At 30.0% G+C, this 18,050-nt stretch carries 18 protein-coding genes and 1 CRISPR repeat array; of the genes, 15 read left to right on the top strand and 3 right to left on the bottom strand.

What is annotated here, in order from left to right; translation table 11 throughout:
• The first annotated feature begins 98 nt into the window (after positions 1 to 98).
• Entirely contained in the window at positions 99 to 1,091 is a 993-nt protein-coding gene (gene ribD, locus CAMP5053_RS02175) for a bifunctional diaminohydroxyphosphoribosylaminopyrimidine deaminase/5-amino-6-(5-phosphoribosylamino)uracil reductase RibD (protein ID WP_337217187.1), read from the top strand.
• Here the strand turns inward: ribD and sppA are convergent.
• Positions 1,088 to 1,981, bottom strand: a complete 894-nt coding sequence (gene sppA / locus CAMP5053_RS02170) for a signal peptide peptidase SppA (RefSeq protein ID WP_337217186.1) — start codon at positions 1,979 to 1,981, stop codon at positions 1,088 to 1,090. The two genes, ribD and sppA, sit on opposite strands and share 4 nt — an antisense overlap.
• The gene (mqnF, locus tag CAMP5053_RS02165) at positions 1,969 to 3,192 is read right to left on the bottom strand and encodes an aminofutalosine deaminase family hydrolase (RefSeq protein WP_337217185.1); all 1,224 of its coding nucleotides are present in this window, start codon (positions 3,190 to 3,192) and stop codon (positions 1,969 to 1,971) included. The genes sppA and mqnF overlap by 13 nt, the downstream gene beginning before the upstream one ends.
• Positions 3,193 to 3,280: 88 nt before the next feature.
• Between mqnF and aroQ the strand changes: the two genes are divergently transcribed.
• From aroQ to cas2, 14 genes are all read left to right on the top strand, one after another.
• Positions 3,281 to 3,763, top strand: coding sequence for a type II 3-dehydroquinate dehydratase (gene aroQ, locus CAMP5053_RS02160; RefSeq protein ID WP_039625266.1), 483 nt, complete (start codon positions 3,281 to 3,283; stop codon positions 3,761 to 3,763).
• The gene (locus tag CAMP5053_RS02155; RefSeq protein ID WP_337217184.1) at positions 3,760 to 4,785 is read left to right on the top strand and encodes a M24 family metallopeptidase; all 1,026 of its coding nucleotides are present in this window, start codon (positions 3,760 to 3,762) and stop codon (positions 4,783 to 4,785) included. Before aroQ ends, CAMP5053_RS02155 begins: the two co-directional genes overlap by 4 nt.
• Position 4,786: 1 nt before the next feature.
• A complete protein-coding gene (gene folK / locus CAMP5053_RS02150) occupies positions 4,787 to 5,260 on the top strand; it encodes a 2-amino-4-hydroxy-6-hydroxymethyldihydropteridine diphosphokinase (RefSeq protein ID WP_039617423.1) in 474 nt (157 codons plus the stop codon).
• 8 nt (positions 5,261 to 5,268) lie between these two features.
• Positions 5,269 to 6,651 (top strand): flagellar biosynthesis protein FlhF, encoded by a 1,383-nt coding sequence (gene flhF / locus CAMP5053_RS02145; RefSeq protein ID WP_214099841.1) that lies wholly within the window; start codon positions 5,269 to 5,271, stop codon positions 6,649 to 6,651.
• Positions 6,644 to 7,507, top strand: a complete 864-nt coding sequence (gene flhG, locus CAMP5053_RS02140; RefSeq protein ID WP_039625269.1) for a flagella biosynthesis ATPase FlhG — start codon at positions 6,644 to 6,646, stop codon at positions 7,505 to 7,507. Before flhF ends, flhG begins: the two co-directional genes overlap by 8 nt.
• A 14-nt stretch (positions 7,508 to 7,521) precedes the next feature.
• Complete coding sequence (locus CAMP5053_RS02135; RefSeq protein ID WP_087700664.1) at positions 7,522 to 7,878, top strand: hypothetical protein; 357 nt, start codon at positions 7,522 to 7,524, stop codon at positions 7,876 to 7,878.
• Positions 7,865 to 8,551 carry an RNA polymerase sigma factor FliA gene (locus tag CAMP5053_RS02130; RefSeq protein WP_039627867.1) on the top strand — a complete coding sequence of 229 codons (687 nt, stop codon included), beginning with the start codon at positions 7,865 to 7,867 and terminating at the stop codon, positions 8,549 to 8,551. The genes CAMP5053_RS02135 and CAMP5053_RS02130 overlap by 14 nt, the downstream gene beginning before the upstream one ends.
• A complete protein-coding gene (gene fliM / locus CAMP5053_RS02125) occupies positions 8,551 to 9,642 on the top strand; it encodes a flagellar motor switch protein FliM (RefSeq protein WP_039617431.1) in 1,092 nt (363 codons plus the stop codon). Before CAMP5053_RS02130 ends, fliM begins: the two co-directional genes overlap by 1 nt.
• A complete protein-coding gene (gene fliY, locus CAMP5053_RS02120; protein WP_214135635.1) occupies positions 9,632 to 10,471 on the top strand; it encodes a flagellar motor switch protein FliY in 840 nt (279 codons plus the stop codon). The genes fliM and fliY overlap by 11 nt, the downstream gene beginning before the upstream one ends.
• The gene (locus CAMP5053_RS02115) at positions 10,468 to 11,103 is read left to right on the top strand and encodes a TIGR00730 family Rossman fold protein (protein WP_263667111.1); all 636 of its coding nucleotides are present in this window, start codon (positions 10,468 to 10,470) and stop codon (positions 11,101 to 11,103) included. Before fliY ends, CAMP5053_RS02115 begins: the two co-directional genes overlap by 4 nt.
• Positions 11,066 to 12,082, top strand: a complete 1,017-nt coding sequence (gene mnmA / locus CAMP5053_RS02110; protein ID WP_263667110.1) for a tRNA 2-thiouridine(34) synthase MnmA — start codon at positions 11,066 to 11,068, stop codon at positions 12,080 to 12,082. Before CAMP5053_RS02115 ends, mnmA begins: the two co-directional genes overlap by 38 nt.
• A 239-nt stretch (positions 12,083 to 12,321) precedes the next feature.
• The gene (cas9, locus tag CAMP5053_RS02105; protein ID WP_337217204.1) at positions 12,322 to 15,336 is read left to right on the top strand and encodes a type II CRISPR RNA-guided endonuclease Cas9; all 3,015 of its coding nucleotides are present in this window, start codon (positions 12,322 to 12,324) and stop codon (positions 15,334 to 15,336) included.
• Complete coding sequence (gene cas1, locus CAMP5053_RS02100; RefSeq protein WP_263667109.1) at positions 15,323 to 16,225, top strand: type II CRISPR-associated endonuclease Cas1; 903 nt, start codon at positions 15,323 to 15,325, stop codon at positions 16,223 to 16,225. The genes cas9 and cas1 overlap by 14 nt, the downstream gene beginning before the upstream one ends.
• Positions 16,212 to 16,499 carry a CRISPR-associated endonuclease Cas2 gene (gene cas2, locus CAMP5053_RS02095; RefSeq protein ID WP_337217183.1) on the top strand — a complete coding sequence of 96 codons (288 nt, stop codon included), beginning with the start codon at positions 16,212 to 16,214 and terminating at the stop codon, positions 16,497 to 16,499. Before cas1 ends, cas2 begins: the two co-directional genes overlap by 14 nt.
• 285 nt (positions 16,500 to 16,784) lie before the next feature.
• Positions 16,785 to 17,481: a CRISPR direct-repeat array (repeat unit 36 nt; unit sequence ATTTTATCATAAAGAAATTTAAAAAGAGACTAAAAC).
• A 77-nt stretch (positions 17,482 to 17,558) separates the two neighbouring features.
• Here cas2 and CAMP5053_RS02090 read toward each other — a convergent pair.
• Positions 17,559 to 18,050 (bottom strand): phosphatidylglycerophosphatase A family protein, encoded by a 492-nt coding sequence (locus CAMP5053_RS02090; protein WP_337217182.1) that lies wholly within the window; start codon positions 18,048 to 18,050, stop codon positions 17,559 to 17,561.

Here is an 18,050-nt window from a genome sequence, read left to right as displayed (position 1 = left end):
AAAGATATTAAGTTTTTAGCACAAGGTTTTTTAAAAGCTTGCGATGAACATGTAAAGCTTAAGGTGTTTTTTGCACCTTTACCTTTTTAGGAAGTAATATGAATCACGAATTTTATATGAATTTAGCTATAGATAAAGCTTGGAAATATCAGCTTTTAACCTACCCAAATCCAGCCGTAGGTTGTGTGATTTTAGATAAAAATGGTAAAATTTTAAGCATAGAAGCACACAAAGAAGCAGGCAAGGCTCATGCAGAACTTGAAGCAGTAAGCAAAGCCTTAAAAGTGCTTAATCCAAATTTAGATTTGCCACAAAATGCAAATGATTTGCATGAGTTTATCTGTAAAAATCATCAAGGCTTGCTAAAAGGTGCTAGTGCTTATGTGAGTTTAGAACCTTGCAATCATCAGGGTAAAACCCCACCTTGTGCGAAACTTTTTAGCACGCTTGGTTTTAGTGAAGTTTTTATTGCTACTAAAGATGAGCACAAGCTTGCAAGTGGTGGAGCAGAGTTTTTAAAAGATCAAGGCATAAAAGTTCACATGGGAATTTGTGAGCAAAGAGCCAAAGAGCTTTTAAAACCTTTTTTAAAATGGCAAAAATCAAGCTTTAAATTTTTTAAACTAGCCCTTTCTTTAAACGGCTCTGCTTATGGTAAAATCGTAAGTTCTAAAGCAAGTAGAACCTATGCCCATGCATTACGCTCAAAGCTTGATTTACTTGTAGTAGGTGGAGAAACTATAAGACATGATAGGCCTATTTTAGATGCAAGGCTAGCTCAAACTAAAGCGCCAAATTTATGCATACTAAGCCGTCAAAATTTAGAAAGTTTTGATTCAAACATTCCTTTATTTAGCGTGCCCAAAAGAGAAATTTTTACAAGCATTCCTAGTGAAGCAAAGTTTATTATGTATGAGGGCGGGGAGAATTTTTTAAAAGCCTTTAAAGATGAGCTAGATATGCTTTTAATTTTTTCAAACTCAAATTTAAATACCTTTGAAAATATTAAGTTAGATTTAAAGCTAAAGCCTTTATACAAAGGCTTTTTAGAAAATGATACTTATGGGTTTTATGAGATTATTAAATCTTAGTAGATTTTTTGTGAGCTTACTTGTGTGAAAAATCGTGCTAAAGTGTTAGCAAAAAAGCTAGCACTTTGCTCTTCTAATCGTTTTAAAAACTTATCTATAGCATCTTCTTTTTGCCAGATAGGGTTTTGCACTTTGGCTAGTTTTTCTAACTCTTTTTTGGCTTGCTCGTAATTGCCTATTTTATCAATGAGTTTTAATTTTAAAGCCTCATTTGCTAAAAACACTTTCGCATCAGCCCATGAGCTTGTTTGGTTTAAGTTTAGCTTGCGATTTTTAGCGACAAATTGTGTGAAAAGTTCATAGCTTTGATTAGCTAAATTTTGTAAAAAGTCTTTTTCTTCTGTGTTCCATTTACGCATAAAAGTTCCTGCTTCTTTATAACTTCCTGCTTTGATAGTTTGCTCATTTATACCAAGTTTTTGTGCAAGCTCACTTACTTCAAAGCCTTGCATGATTACCCCAATAGATCCTACAAAGCTAGCAGGATTAGCGATGATCATATCAGCTCCCACTGCACTTAGGTAGCTTCCACTTGCTATAGTTCCACCTGCATACACTACCACAGGCTTTTTAGCTTTAAGATCTTGTATAGCTAAAGCTATTTCCATGCTTGGTGCAAAAGCCCCACCAGGGCTATCTATAAAAAGCAAAACCCCTTTTATAGCTTTATCATCTTTGACTTTGTAAATTTGTTCTAAAAGATTACTCGCATCGCTAATTTCACCTTTAAGATTAATTTGTGCTAAGTTTGCATTAGAAAGTTTGGCATTATCCCCACTTGGAGTAAGGATCAAAAACACGATAAATAAAAACACAAAGGTTTTAAAATAAGTGTTGATATAAGAAATGATTTTTCCAATTCCTTTAAAAAATGATTTTATAATTTGCATTCTTTTCCTTCTATAAAAAGTTTTAACACTTCTTTGCTTTGTAAGATAAATTGCAAAGGAAGTTGTTTTAAATTTACACTATTTGGTAAAGCAAAAAGACTAAAATCTGCTATTTTGCCTTTTTGAATTTGACCTAGGTTTAAATTTAAAGCTTTTGCGGCTTTGTTTGTTGCCATTAAAAGCAATATTTTAGCAAAATTTTCTAACTCTAAATCATCATGTATAAGTAAATTCGCTCTCATTTCATCAAGCATACTTAAAGAAGTATTTGAGCTTAAGCCATCAGTTCCTAGATGGATATTAACACCATTTTTTAAAGCAGATTTTAATTTAAAAGTATTTTTACTCAAAAGTCTGTTTGAAAAAGCACAATGCGTGATCGAGTGTAAATTTTTATCTAGTAAATTCCATTCTTTAAAATATACACAATGAGTAAATAAAGTCCTTTGATCTTTAAAAAGCTCTAAAAAGCTTTGTGGAGTGTAAAATGGCATAGGGTTTTTGTTAAATTTAGCCAAGCTCTTTTTAAAACCACCTTTTTTAAACCTTAGCCAGTTGTTTTCATGATTGCTTTCAAGAAAATGTGTGCTTAGTAAATGATCATTTTCTCTAGCAAGTTTTATAGCAAATTTAGTAAGTTCTGGGTGGGTTGAGTAGGGTGCATGTACTGAAATAGCAGGGATAAATTTAGAAGTTTTAAAATGCATGCTTTTTTCATAACGAGTTAAAAATTCCTCTTTTTTAGTTTGGATAAAATTTGCATTTGAACCTAAAATTTCATTGAAAAATACTACTCTAGCTTGTGAATTGACACAAGGGTTTAAATCACTCCCAAAGCTTGAAATTTCTCCTATGGTAGCAGTGCCACTTTTTAGCATTTTATGGATATTTTGCGAGATTAATTTTTCTTTGGCTTTTTCGTTTAATTGCTCGCGGTTATTAAAAACGCTATCAAGCCATTTTAAAAAGTCTCCAAAGACTAAATTTCCATTATTTGCACTAAATTCTAAATGCGTGTGCGGGTTGATAAAAGTAGGTAAAAGTAAAGTATCTTTTGGAGTTGGTATAAGCTTAGCTTGTGGGTAGGATTTTTGTAAATTTTCTAAGCTATTAATTTCTAAAATATTATCATCAAAAAGAACTGCTTTGTCTTCTAAAATATTAAAATCATCATCACAAGTTAAGATGATCTTGGGTGCTATTATAAACATTTTACCTCCTTTAAAAAGGGAAATTGTAGCTAAAATTTAGCTTTAAAATGCTATAATATAGTAAATTTTACTAAATAAAGGTTAGATTATGAAAGTTATGGTGATACAAGGACCAAACATCAATATGCTTGGTGTGAGAGAAACTCATATTTATGGCAATATGAAAATGGAAGATATCCATGAGCAAATGAAACAAGCTGCAAAACAAGCTAATGTAGAGATTGAGTTTTTTCAAAGCAATTTTGAAGGTGAGTTAGTTGATAAAATTCAAGAATGCTTAGGTAGTGTAGATGGAGTGATTATTAATGCAGCTGCTTATGCACACACTTCTATAGCAATCCGCGATGCGATTGCAGCAATTAATATGCCTGTGATTGAAGTGCATATTAGTAACACTTATAGAAGAGAAGAATTCAGACAAAAAAGCATGATAGCACCAGTTTGTGCAGGTAGTGTGGTGGGTTTTGGTCCTTTTGGTTATCATATGGCTTTAATGGGGCTTTTCCAAATTTTTGATCAAATCAATGCATATAAAGCAGCTCAAGCAAAAGCACAACAAGCAAATCAATGAATTTTATCTTAAAAAACGAAAATGCACTTTTTTATGAGTGTGGCTATTCTTGCGATAATGCTTTATTTTTAAAGCTTGAAGACGAAGCATTTTTCATCACCGATGCAAGATATAGCTTTGAAGCTAGCGAAATGATAAAAAATGCTAAGGTAGTTTTAGCACAAGATCTTTTTGCTAGCGCTAGAGAGCTTTTAGAAAAAGCAGGGATTGATAGGGTGTGTTTTGATCCAAAAGACTTTAGTTATTTTGAATTTAAAGAACTTAGTAAAAGTGCAAATATCGTTTTTGAAGAAAAATTAGACTTGAGTAAAAACAAACGCATTATAAAAAATGCCAAGGAATTACAACTTTTGCAAAAGGCTGTAAATTTTGGTAAAGAATGCTTTGAAGAATTTGCTAAATTTATCAGCCAAGAAGGCTATGGAAAAAGCGAAAAAGAATTACATTTTAAAGCATGTGAAATTTTTCAAAAAAAAGGTGCTTTAGGACTTTCTTTTTCACCTATTGTAGCTATTAATGAAAATGCGGCTAAAGCACATGCTTTACCTAGTGATAAATGTTTAGAATATGGAGATTTGTTATTAGTTGATGCGGGTGTGGTTTTTCAAAGGTATTGTTCTGATCGCACAAGAACGGCTTGTTTTGATGAGAATGGTATAGTCTTTGATAAAAATAAGCCAAATTTTAAAGACAAAGAAACGGCACAAATTTATGAAGTAGTTAAGCAAGCCCAGCTTCAAGCTATTGAAAAAGCACGTGTTGGTATGATGGCAAGTGAGCTTGATTTTATCGCAAGAGAAGTGATTAAAAACGCAGGTTTTGAAAAAGAATTTATTCACAGCTTAGGACATGGAGTAGGGCTTGATATACATGAGTTGCCAAACATTAGTCCAAGAAGTGATTATGAGTTAAAAGAAGGTATGGTATTTACCATTGAACCTGGAATTTATATCAAAGATAAACTTGGTATTAGGATAGAAGACATGATCTATCTTGATAAAGAAAAGGCAGTGGTATTATAATTTGCTGATTAAAGGGGCTAGAAGGTTAGAAAAAATTCGTTTTTTTCCTTTTTATTCAAAGGCAGATAAAAAAGGAAAATACATAGCCATTATAGGACTTGGAAGCAATATAGAAGATGAGAAAAAACGCTTTCGGAGTTTATTTAGGCTTTTAATGCAAGATAAACGCTTGCAAGTATTGCAAACATCGCCATTTTTGATTAATAAAGCTTTTGGTTTTGAAGAGCAAAAAGACTTTACTAATGCAGTGATGGTTGTAAGCACAAGTTTGCATGCAAGAGCGCTTTTAAAAGTTTTGTTTTTTTATGAGTTTAAATTCAAAAGAAAAAGAACTTTTAAAAATGCTCCTAGAACGCTTGATTTGGATTTGTTGTATTTTTCAAAAAAAGCGCGTAAAGATGAGTATTGCACAGTGCCTCATGTGGGGGTAAATGATAGAATTAGCGTAACTTTGCCTTTGGGCTTGTTAAGATAAGGAAAAATATGGGACAATTGATTCATACTTTTACAGTTGAAAGCACAGATGAGATTATACCTAAGGTTAAGCAAGATTATGGCGATAAAGCTTTGATAGTAACTAATAAGCAAATTCGTCCAAAAACCATCAATCAAAAACCTTTATATGAGGTTATAGTAGCGATTGAAGAAGCTGATTATGAAGAGCATTTAAAGCAAAACAATTTACCTATGCCACCAAAGAAAAAACCAAATACAGCAAGTTTTCCTGAGGCTAAAATTCAAGCTCCAAAATTTGAAGATGAAAAAAAAGAAGAGGATGTAGTGCTTGATTTTTCTTCAAAAGCTAAGCAAAAACCTATTAATCCTTATTTAAATACAAGCAAAAAAGATGATAATTTTTTAAATTTAAAAAATAAACTTTCTCAGGTTAGTTCAGAAATTAGTAAGGTTTCAAATTATCAAGATTTTTCTATGCCAAATCCAAATTATGATAAAAAAATTGAAGCCTTTGAAAAGCAAATGAATAAGCTTAATGATAAAATGAATTTGCTTGTGGATATGATGTGGGATGATAAGGCAGATTTACGCAAAGAATTAGCTATACCACCTGAGTTTGCAAGTATTTATAAGCAAGCTAAGGCAAGTGGCATGCAAGAAGCGCATTTAGAAGCGATTATGAAAGCGACTATTGAAAATATGCCAAGCACTATGAAAGCAAATCAAGAAGCAGTGCAAAGGTATTTTTACTCACTTTTGCGTAATATGCTTCCATGTCGTTTAGAAAGTGAAATTAAAAAGCAAAAAATCATGATGTTAGTAGGCCCAACAGGAGTGGGTAAAACTACTACTTTAGCTAAACTTGCTTTTCGCTATGCTTATGGAGATAGACGCTATAAAACCGGTATTATAACTCTTGATACTTATAGAATAGGCGCAGTAGAGCAACTTTTCCAATATGCTAAGATGATGAAACTTCCTATTATTGATAGTATAGAGCCAAATGACTTAGATGATGCGATTAGAAGTTTAAATACTTGTGAGGTTATTTTAGTAGATACAACCGGAAATTCACAGTATGATAAAGCAAAACTTGAAAAAACAAAAGAATTTTTATCGCATTCTAATGCGCAAATTGATGTAAATTTGGTACTTTCAGCAAATACAAAATATGAAGATTTATTAGAAACTTATAATAATTTTTCATTTTTAAATATAGACACTTTAATCATTACCAAATTTGATGAAACAAAAGTATTTGGAAATGTGTTTTCTTTACTTTATGAAACTAGCACTCCGATGAGCTTTTTTTCCATAGGTCAAGAAGTGCCTGATGATATAGAAGTGGCTAGTAGTGACTTTTTAGTGCGTTGTGTGTTAGAAGGTTTTAGAAGGGATGAAAATGAGTAATCAAGCAGAAAAATTAAAAGATCTAGTAAAAAATGAAAACTCAAATGTAAAACATACTCATTTTATCGCAGTTACTAGCGGTAAAGGTGGGGTTGGAAAAAGTACTTTTAGCGCAAATTTGGGCAACATCCTAGCTAAAAATGGTTATAAAGTAGGGCTTTTTGATGCAGATATAGGGCTTGCAAATTTAGATGTGATTTTAAATGTGCGTGTGGAAAAAAACCTTTTGCATGTTTTAAAAGGTGAGTGCTCATTAGAGGATATTTTAATAGAAGTAAAGCCAAATTTATGGCTTATCCCAGGCGAAAGTGGCGATGAAATTTTAAAATACAATGATAAAAATATTTATGAGAGATTTTTAAATCAAACAAGTATTTTAGATGATTTAGACTTTTTAATCATTGATACAGGAGCAGGTATAGGTGGCAATATAGGAAATTTCTTAGAAATGTCTGATGAGGTTATTGTCATCACTGTGCCTGATCCTGCCGCGATTACTGATGCTTATGCTACTATAAAAACCACTTCAAAAACTAAAGAGAATTTATTGATGGTGTTTAATGTTGTTAAAAATGAAAATGAAGCTTTGAGAATTTTTGATAACATTAAAAAAGTAGCAGATATCAACATTAAGCATAATTTAAATTTAGAATTTTTAGGATTTTTAGGTCAAAGTAAAGATATTAGTTCTAGTATTAAAAAAAGAACTTTATTTAGTGATGATGATACAAATGCAAGTGATGAGCTAAAAACCATAGCTTCTAAGCTTTTGTATAGGTTGGAACAAAAAGTGCTTAATAATGTGGGAGATAAAAGTATTATGAGTTTTTTCAAAAAGCTTTTGGATCGTTTTTAGATTGAGGGAAAAAGATGAGACCAGAAAATTTTGTTGCTTTTTTTACTGTTTGTGGTTTTTTTATAGGATTAATGTTTACCATAGTTAATATAGAAGATGCAGTAGAGATAGTTGTATATACTTGTTTGATTACTTTTGTATTTTATGTGTTAATCCATATAGTAATTATGATTTTTGTAGATGCAAATAAAATTAGCGGTAGAAGCTTTAATAAAGAAAAATATGAAAATGAAAATAATAGTTTTATAGCAGAATTAGCTGCAAGAGAAAAGAAAATGGATTACTTACTTGAAAAACTTCAAGAAGAGCGCGAAGACCTTAAAAAGCTTGAAAGCTCTTCAAAAAGAAAAGTAAAACATGCAGCCGCATAATGCTTATGCTTCTACGCTAAAAAAAGAACAAGATGACTTAGTCATCTCTTATATGCCAGCATTAAGAGCTATGGCTTTTAGACTTAAAGAACGTTTGCCTGCTAGCATTGATGTAAATGATTTAATTAGTATTGGCGTAGAGGAAATGATCAAACTCTCACGCCGTTATGATAAAGAACAAAATGATAATTTCTGGGGCTTTGCAAGAAAAAGAGTTAATGGAGCTATGCTTGATTATCTAAGAAGCCTTGATGTAATGAGTAGAAGCAATAGAAAAATTATCAAAGATATTGATGCTATTATAGATGAGTTTTATCAAGAAAATGAAAAAGAACCTGATGATGAATATTTAGCACAAAGACTAAATTTAGAAGTAGAAAAGGTAAAAGAAGCAAGAGCAGCTCATGCTATATCGCTTGTTATGCCTTTGGATGAACAGCTAAATTGCTTTAATGATAGCAATATCATAGAACAAATAGAAAAAGAAGAATTAATAGAAAAAATCAACGCAGTTTTGGAAGAATTTAAAGAAAGAGAAAAGCTTGTAATACAGCTTTATTATTATGAAGAATTAAATTTAAAAGAAATCGCAGAGATTTTAGAGATTAGCGAGTCAAGAATTTCACAAATTCATAAGCGTTTGCTTAAGAAGATTAGAGAAAGGCTAGTTTAATGGCTGAGATACTTTCCCAAGAAGAAATTGATGCTCTTTTAGAAGTTGTTGATGATGATAGCGATGAGAGTACAGCTACATCAAAACTAGAAGAAATAGAAGATAAAAGAGATATAGTAGTATATGATTTTAAGCGACCAAATAGGGTTTCTAAAGAACAGCTTCGTTCTATTAAAGGGATTCATGATAAATTAGCAAGAAATCTTGCTTCACAAATTTCATCTATGATGAGAAGTATAGTTGAGATTAAACTTCACTCAGTAGATCAAATGACTTATGGTGAGTTTTTGATGTCTTTACCTTCGCCAACAAGCTTTAACGTTTTTTCGATTAAGCCTTTAGATGGAAACTGCGTTTTAGAGATTAATCCAAGCATTGCTTTCCCTATGATAGATAGACTTTTAGGTGGTCAAGGGGAGAGTTTTGATACCTTAAGAGAGCTTACAGAAATCGAGCTTAATTTGCTTGATTCTATTTTGCGTATTATTATGCAAAGGCTTAAAGAAAGCTGGATGAATGTTACTGAAATTTATCCAAGTGTAGAAGCGAAAGAATCAAGTCCAAATGTTGTGCAAATTGTTTCACAAAATGAGATTGTTATTATGGTGGTAATGGAGATTATCATCGGAAATTCAAGTGGTATGGTAAATATTTGCTATCCGGTTGTGCATTTGGAAAGTATTTTGAGTCGTTTGGCAAATCGTGATATTATGATGGGTGAAACTTCGGCTAAAAAGTCAAGAAATAAAGAACTTAAAACCTTGATCGGTCGTGCTGAGGTAATTTATGAAGCTATGCTTGGTAAGACTTTTATCAATGTGAATGAATTTTTAGATTTAAAACAAGGAGATATTTTAAAACTTGATAGAAGCGCAGATGATAAAGCTATAGTGGCTATTGATAAAAAAGAAGTATTCTTAGCTCAAGTGGGGCTTCATAGATTTAGAAAGTCGATTAAAATCTTAGAACTTATCAAAACAGATAAAGATGAGATTAAAGAAATGCTTGAAAAATATGAAGATGAAAGAAGAGCAAAAGCAAATTCGTATGATGATAATGAAGAACTAGAAGAGGAAGACGATGATCAATGATTTTTTAGGCATATTCGTCAATGAATGTGTAAGTACAATAGAAGGTTTAACAGGAAAAAGTGCTGAATTTAGTGAGTATTATGAGTATGATGTAAATTCTCAAGATTCTATGATTCCACCATTAGTTAGTGCTACTTTTAGTGTTAATAATGAAATGAAAATTAAAATCCTAGCCAGTGCAGTTTTAATGAGTGCAATTGGTGAGTGGATGATGGGAGAAGAAGAAATCTCCAAAAACAGTGAGCTAAATGAAGATGAAATGGATGCAGCCAAAGAAGCTATACAAAATATCATCTCAGCATTTTCTACAACCTTAGGCGCGCAAAAAGAAATTCCAAAAATGGAATTTAGTTTAGAAAATTGTGAATTTGTTGCAGATAGCTTAGAACTTGGTGGTTTTCATAAACTATATTTATACAATGTAAAAATAGCTGATTTAGAAGAAAAAATTTCTTTAGTATTTGATGAGAAAATTTATAAGATTTTAACTAAAACTGACTTAGAAGAAATCGTAGCAACAAATGAAGATCATACGCAAGATCACAAAGCCTTAGCTAATGTAGAAGAGCTAAGAAATATCGGTTTGATCATGGATGTGCGTTTGCCTATAAGAGTGCGTATAGGTAGTAAAAAAATGCTTTTAAAAGATGTTTTAACTATGGATATAGGTTCGGTTATCGAGCTTGATCAATTAGCAAATGATCCTTTAGAAATTTTAATAGGCGATAAAAAAATCGCTTATGGAGAAGTAGTTATCGTAGATGGAAACTTTGGAGTGCAAATTACTGAGATAGGCTCTAAAAAAGAAAGATTAGAACAACTAAGATGAAAGAATATATCATTGAAGATATTACCTATCTTAAAGAATTAGAAAAAATTCAAAAAGGCATAACTTTTTTTGGTTCTGCACGCTTAAAAGAAGATAATGAGTATTGTATTTTGGCTTCAAAATTAGCTCAAAAGTTAGCAGATCTTGGTTATAGTATCATCAGTGGCGGTGGCGGTGGCATTATGCAAGCTGCAAATTACGGGGCTATGCAAAGTCAAACTTCGCACTTGAAATCTCTTGGATTTAATATACATTTACCATTTGAGCAAAAAGCAAATGATTTTTTAGAGTATAATATCACTTTTAAGAGCTTAGCCATTCGCAAAATGGCTCTTATTCAAAAGAGTTTAGCTTTTGTGATTTTCCCAGGCGGCTTTGGAACATTAGATGAATTTTTTGAAATTCTTACTCTTAAACAACTTAGTTTTAAAAAAGATGTTCCTATTATTTTAGTTGGGCAAAAATTTTGGCAACCTCTTGATGAATTTATCAAAACTTCTTTACTAGGACTTGGAACTATATCTAAAAATGATGAGTTAAAGTATAGTATAAGTGATGATTTAGATGAAATTATAAGAATGATAAAGGAAAAAGATGAAAATTCTTGTTGCAATGAGTGGGGGTGTGGATAGTACTGTAACTGCTTATAAATTAAAACAAGCAGGACATGAGATCATAGGTTGTTATATGAAGCTTCATGGAAAAGCTAATTATCATGAAGAAAATATACAAAAAGTTGAAAAAGTTGCTAAATTTTTAGACATTAAATACCATATTTTAGACTTACAAGAAGATTTTAAAAATCAAGTTTATATGCCTTTTGTTAATACCTATAAAGAAGGAAAGACGCCAAATCCTTGTGCTTTGTGTAATCGCTTTATCAAGCTTGGTAAGCTTTTGGAATTTGCTAAGAGTTTGGGTTGTGAGAAATTAGCCACAGGTCATTATGCAAGGATAGAAAATTGTTTGATTAAAACTGCGGTTGATGAGAGCAAGGATCAAAGTTATTTTTTAGCAAATGCAGATAAAGAGGCTTTGGAATATTTGATTTTCCCTCTTGGAGAGATGAAAAAAGAAGATGTGAAAAAATTTGCTTCTACAATCGATGTTTTAAAATCTTTTGCAACACAAAAGGAAAGTTCTGAAATTTGTTTTGTGGAAGATACTTATGTGCAAGTTTTAGATCAGTTTATGGATACTAAAATTCCAGGTATTGTAAGAGATAGTAGCGGTAAAGAAGTAGGAAAACACGAAGGTTATATGCATTATACCATAGGTAAAAGAAGAGGTTTTGAGGTACGTGGGGCTCATGAGCCACATTTTGTATTAAAAATTGATCCTAAGAAAAATGAAATCATAGTAGGTAAAAAAGAAGAGCTTAAGATAAGTGAATTTAATCTTGATAATATTAATTTATTTATCGATGCTAAAGAATTAGATTGTGAAGTAAAAATACGCTATAGGTCAAGATCAACCCCGTGTAAAGTTTTGATTAATGAAGATAAAAGTGCAAAAATCATCTTACAAGAGCCTGTTTATGGGCTTGCTAGCGGACAAATGGCAGTATTTTACGATAAAGATTTGGTTCTTGCAAGTGGATTTATAAAATAATGCTAAAGTTTGATGTTTTTAAATAGCAGGAGTTAAAAATTAAGTTTTGTAAAATTATTTTACTATTAAGTGGTAGCTTGAAATTAATTTCTTATTTTAATCTTTTTTCAAGAGTAAGGCCATCATACTCGGTGGCTTTTTAAAATCTGTTTTAGAAATTTTATTATATAAATTTAATATAAGATGTATAAAAATTTTATATAATTTTAACTATAACAGTTAAATCAACAAAGAGTAATATTATGAGGATATTAGGTTTTGATATAGGAATTAATTCTATAGGCTGGGCTTTTGTAGAAAACGATGAGTTAAAAGATTGCGGAGTTAGGATATTTACAAAAGCTGAAAATCCGAAAAATAAGGAATCTTTAGCCTTGCCTAGACGCAATGCAAGAAGTTCTAGAAGACGTTTAAAAAGAAGAAAAGCAAGATTAATTGCGATCAAGCGTATTCTTGCAAAAGAATTAAAACTAAACTACAAAGATTATGTAGCAGCCGATGGAGAACTACCTAAGGCTTATGAAGGGAGCTTAGCAAGCGTTTATGAGTTAAGATATAAAGCATTGACTCAAAATTTAGAAACAAAAGACCTAGCAAGAGTGATTTTGCATATAGCAAAACATCGTGGCTACATGAACAAAAACGAAAAAAAATCAAACGACGCCAAAAAAGGAAAAATTTTAAGTGCTTTAAAAAATAATGCTTTAAAATTAGAAAACTATCAAAGCGTTGGAGAATATTTTTATAAAGAATTTTTCCAAAAATATAAAAAAAATACTAAAAATTTCATCAAGATCCGCAATACTAAAGATAATTATAATAATTGTGTTTTGTCAAGTGACTTAGAAAAAGAACTAAAGCTTATCTTAGAAAAACAAAAAGAATTTGGCTATAACTATAGTGAAGATTTTATAAATGAAATTCTTAAAGTCGCATTTTTTCAAAGACCTTTAAAAGATTTTTCACATTTAGTGGGAGCTTGTACTTTTTTTGAGGAAGAAAAGCGAGCTTGCAAAAATTCATATAGCGCTTGGGAGTTTGTGGCTTTAACTAAGATTATCAACGAAATAAAAAGCTTGGAAAAAATAAGCGGAGAGATTGTACCAACTCAAACAATAAATGAAGTTTTAAATCTCATTTTAGATAAAGGAAGTATCACATATAAAAAATTTAGATCTTGTATCAATTTGCATGAAAGTATTAGTTTTAAAAGTCTTAAATACGATAAAGAAAACGCTGAAAATGCAAAATTAATTGACTTTAGAAAGTTAGTAGAATTTAAAAAAGCTTTAGGAGTGCATTCTCTTAGTAGACAAGAGTTGGATCAAATATCTACGCATATTACCTTAATAAAAGATAATGTTAAACTTAAAACTGTTTTAGAAAAATACAATTTAAGCAATGAGCAAATCAATAATTTACTTGAAATTGAATTTAATGATTATATCAATCTTAGTTTCAAAGCACTTGGCATGATCCTTCCTTTGATGAGAGAGGGAAAAAGATACGATGAAGCATGTGAAATTGCAAATTTAAAACCAAAAACAGTTGATGAAAAAAAAGATTTCCTTCCAGCTTTCTGTGATAGTATATTTGCGCACGAGCTTAGTAATCCTGTTGTAAATAGAGCTATAAGTGAGTATAGAAAGGTCTTAAATGCTTTGCTTAAAAAATATGGCAAAGTGCATAAAATTCATTTAGAATTGGCAAGAGATGTGGGGCTTAGCAAGAAAGCAAGAGAAAAAATAGAAAAAGAACAAAAAGAAAATCAAGCGGTTAATGCTTGGGCTTTAAAGGAGTGTGAAAACATAGGACTTAAGGCAAGTGCTAAAAATATTTTAAAATTAAAACTATGGAAAGAACAAAAAGAAATTTGTATTTATAGTGGCAATAAAATATCCATAGAACATTTAAAAGATGAAAAAGCCTTAGAAGTTGATCATATATATCCTTACTCAAGAAGTTTTGATGATTCATTCATAAACAAGGTTTTGGTTTTTACCAAAGAAAATCAAGAGAAACTTAACAAAACACCTTTTGAAGCTTTTGGAAAAAACATAGAAAAATGGAGTAAAATTCAAACACTAGCTCAAAATCTTCCTTATAAAAAGAAAAATAAAATTTTAGATGAAAATTTCAAAGACAAACAACAAGAAGATTTCATCAGTAGAAATTTAAACGACACAAGATATATCGCAACTTTAATAGCTAAATATACAAAAGAGTATTTAAATTTTTTACCTTTAAGTGAAAATGAAAATGCAAATTTAAAAAGTGGGGAAAAAGGAAGCAAAATTCATGTTCAAACCATCAGCGGTATGCTTACATCAGTTTTAAGACATACTTGGGGTTTTGATAAAAAAGATAGAAATAATCATCTTCACCACGCACTTGATGCGATTATAGTTGCATACAGCACAAATTCTATCATAAAAGCTTTTTCAGATTTTAGGAAAAATCAAGAGCTTCTAAAAGCAAGATTTTATGCTAAAGAGCTTACAAGTGATAATTATAAACATCAAGTTAAATTTTTTGAACCTTTTAAAAGCTTTAGGGAAAAAATTTTAAGTAAAATCGATGAAATATTTGTTTCAAAACCACCTAGAAAAAGAGCAAGAAGAGCTTTACATAAAGATACTTTTCATTCTGAAAATAAAATTATCGATAAATGTAGCTACAATTCTAAAGAAGGCTTACAAATAGCGCTAAGCTGTGGAAGAGTTAGAAAAATAGGCACAAAATATGTTGAAAATGATACTATAGTAAGGGTTGATATCTTTAAAAAGCAAAACAAATTTTATGCTATACCTATTTATGCTATGGATTTTGCCTTAGGAATTTTGCCAAATAAAATAGTGATCACTGGTAAAGATAAAAATAACAATCCAAAACAATGGCAAACAATAGATGAAAGTTATGAATTTTGTTTTTCTTTATATAAAAATGATTTGATTTTGTTGCAGAAAAAAAATATGCAAGAGCCTGAATTTGCTTATTATAACGATTTTAGTATTAGCACCTCTAGTATTTGTGTTGAAAAACACGATAATAAATTTGAAAATTTAACATCTAACCAAAAATTATTATTTTCTAATGCAAAAGAAGGAAGTGTCAAGGTTGAAAGTTTAGGAATCCAAAATTTAAAAGTATTTGAAAAATACATTATAACCCCTCTTGGGGATAAAATAAAAGCAGATTTTCAACCAAGAGAAAATATATCTTTGAAGACAAGTAAAAAATATGGCTTACGATGAAGCCTTTAAAAGCGCATTGATCGCAAATCAAGCAAAACTAAGCCTTGAATTAAATCATCTTGTAATAAAACAAGATGATAAAGAGGTTAGAATTTTTCTAAAAGATATTAATTTTATTATATTAGAATCTTTACAAGCAAGTATTACTTCAAGCTTGCTTAGTGCTTTGGCTAAATATAAAATTATACTTTTAACTTGTGATGAATCTCACAATATAAATGGAATTTTTTCTCCATTTTTAGGACATTTTATAAGTGCAAAAGTAGCTAAAAAACAAATCGCAGTAAGTCTGCAAAGAAAAGCGATTTTATGGCAAAAGATTATTAAAAACAAAATTTCAAATCAAGCTTATATTTTAAAAATTACCAATCATTCTAAAGAAGCCAAAGAACTTTTAAATATGGTTAAAAATGTAAATTTAAACGACTCTAAAAACTTAGAATCAACTGCAGCTGCTTTATATTTTAAAACGTTATTTGGTAAAGATTTTACAAGAAATGATATATGTTTTATAAACTCAGGATTAAACTATGGTTATGCTATTATAAGGTCGCTTATCGTTAGGGCAGTTTGTATAAGTGGGCTTTTGCCATGGCAAGGTATAAAACATGATAATATTTACAATGACTTTAATCTTTGCGATGATTTGATAGAAGTTTTTAGACCGTTGATTGATTTGTGTGTATTTAAGCTAAAAGATACAAAAGATAGTGAATTTTTAGACAAGGAAACAAAGCAAAAATTAATTAGTATTTTGCAAGAAGAAGTGGTTTTTGAAAATAAATCTTATCCTTTAAATAGAGCTATAAATTTTTACGTGCAAAATTTTAAAAATGCTTTATTAGAAGATGATGAGCTGATGATGGTAAATTTATATGATAGAAGATAAATTTATGAGAGTTTTATTGATGTTTGATATGCCCACCAAAAGTAAAAAGGATCAAAAAAACGCAAATAAATTTAGAAACTCATTGATAAAGCTTGGATTTTTTATGATGCAATTTAGTGTATATGTAAAAATTTGCAAAGGATCAGCTTCGGCAAAAACAACGATAAAATCGATAGAGAAAATTTTACCACCTTATGGAAATATAAGAGTTTTAACCATAACAGAAAAACAATTTGATAATATGCAAATTCTTTTAGGCGGGGGTTTCTTTTAATGAAAAAATAAATGATGATAAAAATCTAGTTTTATTTGAATATGATGAAAAAAGTAAAGATTTTAAATATGGCAATGAAAAAATAAACAAAGAAAAGAAAAAAACTAAGTTGATACAACCTAGTTTATTTGAATTTTAATGGTTTTAAAGGGATTGTAACCCTGCGTGGATGACCAAAAACCACTTATTTTAGTCTCTTTTTAAATTTCTTTAGCAAGAATTATAGCATATTCTAGGTTTTTTTCTATAGAAAAACACCTAGTTTTCTTTGTTGGATAAAAGTCTATTTTATCATAAAGAAATTTAAAAAGAGACTAAAACATCTTTTGCATAAGCCATTATAAACCTTTTATTTTATCATAAAGAAATTTAAAAAGAGACTAAAACTATATTAGAAGCTTTAAAAGTTAATTTATTAATTTTATCATAAAGAAATTTAAAAAGAGACTAAAACATCAATGCTTTTAATCAAATGGAACAAATCATTTTATCATAAAGAAATTTAAAAAGAGACTAAAACATGGTGGCTTATCATACCCAAGAAATTACAATTTTATCATAAAGAAATTTAAAAAGAGACTAAAACAGAGATATTAAACTACCAAAATGGAATGATATTTTATCATAAAGAAATTTAAAAAGAGACTAAAACACAGATGTGATGAATATCGTCGTTCTTTTTATTTTATCATAAAGAAATTTAAAAAGAGACTAAAACTCATAATTTTGTAAAACTAGAAGCTATTAGATTTTATCATAAAGAAATTTAAAAAGAGACTAAAACATATTTGAAGGATGTGTTTTACCTAAATTAATTTTATCATAAAGAAATTTAAAAAGAGACTAAAACTGATTTGTATCTTTTGTGTTCCCATAATAAATTTTATCATAAAGAAATTTAAAAAGAGACTAAAACTTACTTCTTCAAAATTGTTTGGAACTTGTGATTTTATCATAAAGAAATTTAAAAAGAGACTAAAACCGTATAGCAAATACAATTAGAATTATTGTTATTTTGCTCTAAAGAAAATTAGAAAATAGCTTCACAAATTTATGAAGCTAAAATATTTCCATAATGCTTATATCAAACCACAAAAGATCAAATTTAAGCAAAATTCCATAAATCACAGCACTAAATAATCCTGCGAAAATCCCCGCTAAAACATCATCTAGCATTACACCTAAACCACCTTTGGTTTTTTTGTCAATTTTACCTATGATAGAAGGTTTTGTAATATCAAAAAATCTAAACAAAACAAAAGAAAGTAAAAAAGTAAAAACACTTTGTCCGCAAATTGCCAAGGCTAAAAATACCCCTACAACCTCATCTATTACAATATGTTTATCATCGTGTATGCCTGTTTGTTTTTCATACTGATCGATGATTTTTATAGAAACTAAGAAAAGTAAAATTGCAAGCAAGATTAAAGTTCCTATGCCTAAATACCTTAAAATAAAAAAAGCAGGGATTAGCGCTGCTATCGTGCCAAAGGTTCCTGGAGCTTTATTGATACTACCTGAATAAAAAAAAGTTAAAAATAATTTTTGCAT

It is taken from the genome of Campylobacter sp. S4:11, from assembly GCF_024723695.1.
GTDB lineage: Bacteria > Campylobacterota > Campylobacteria > Campylobacterales > Campylobacteraceae > Campylobacter_D > Campylobacter_D jejuni_C.
Note: the sequence above shows the minus strand (reverse complement) of the source record. Positions and strands in the feature narration are given on the sequence as shown.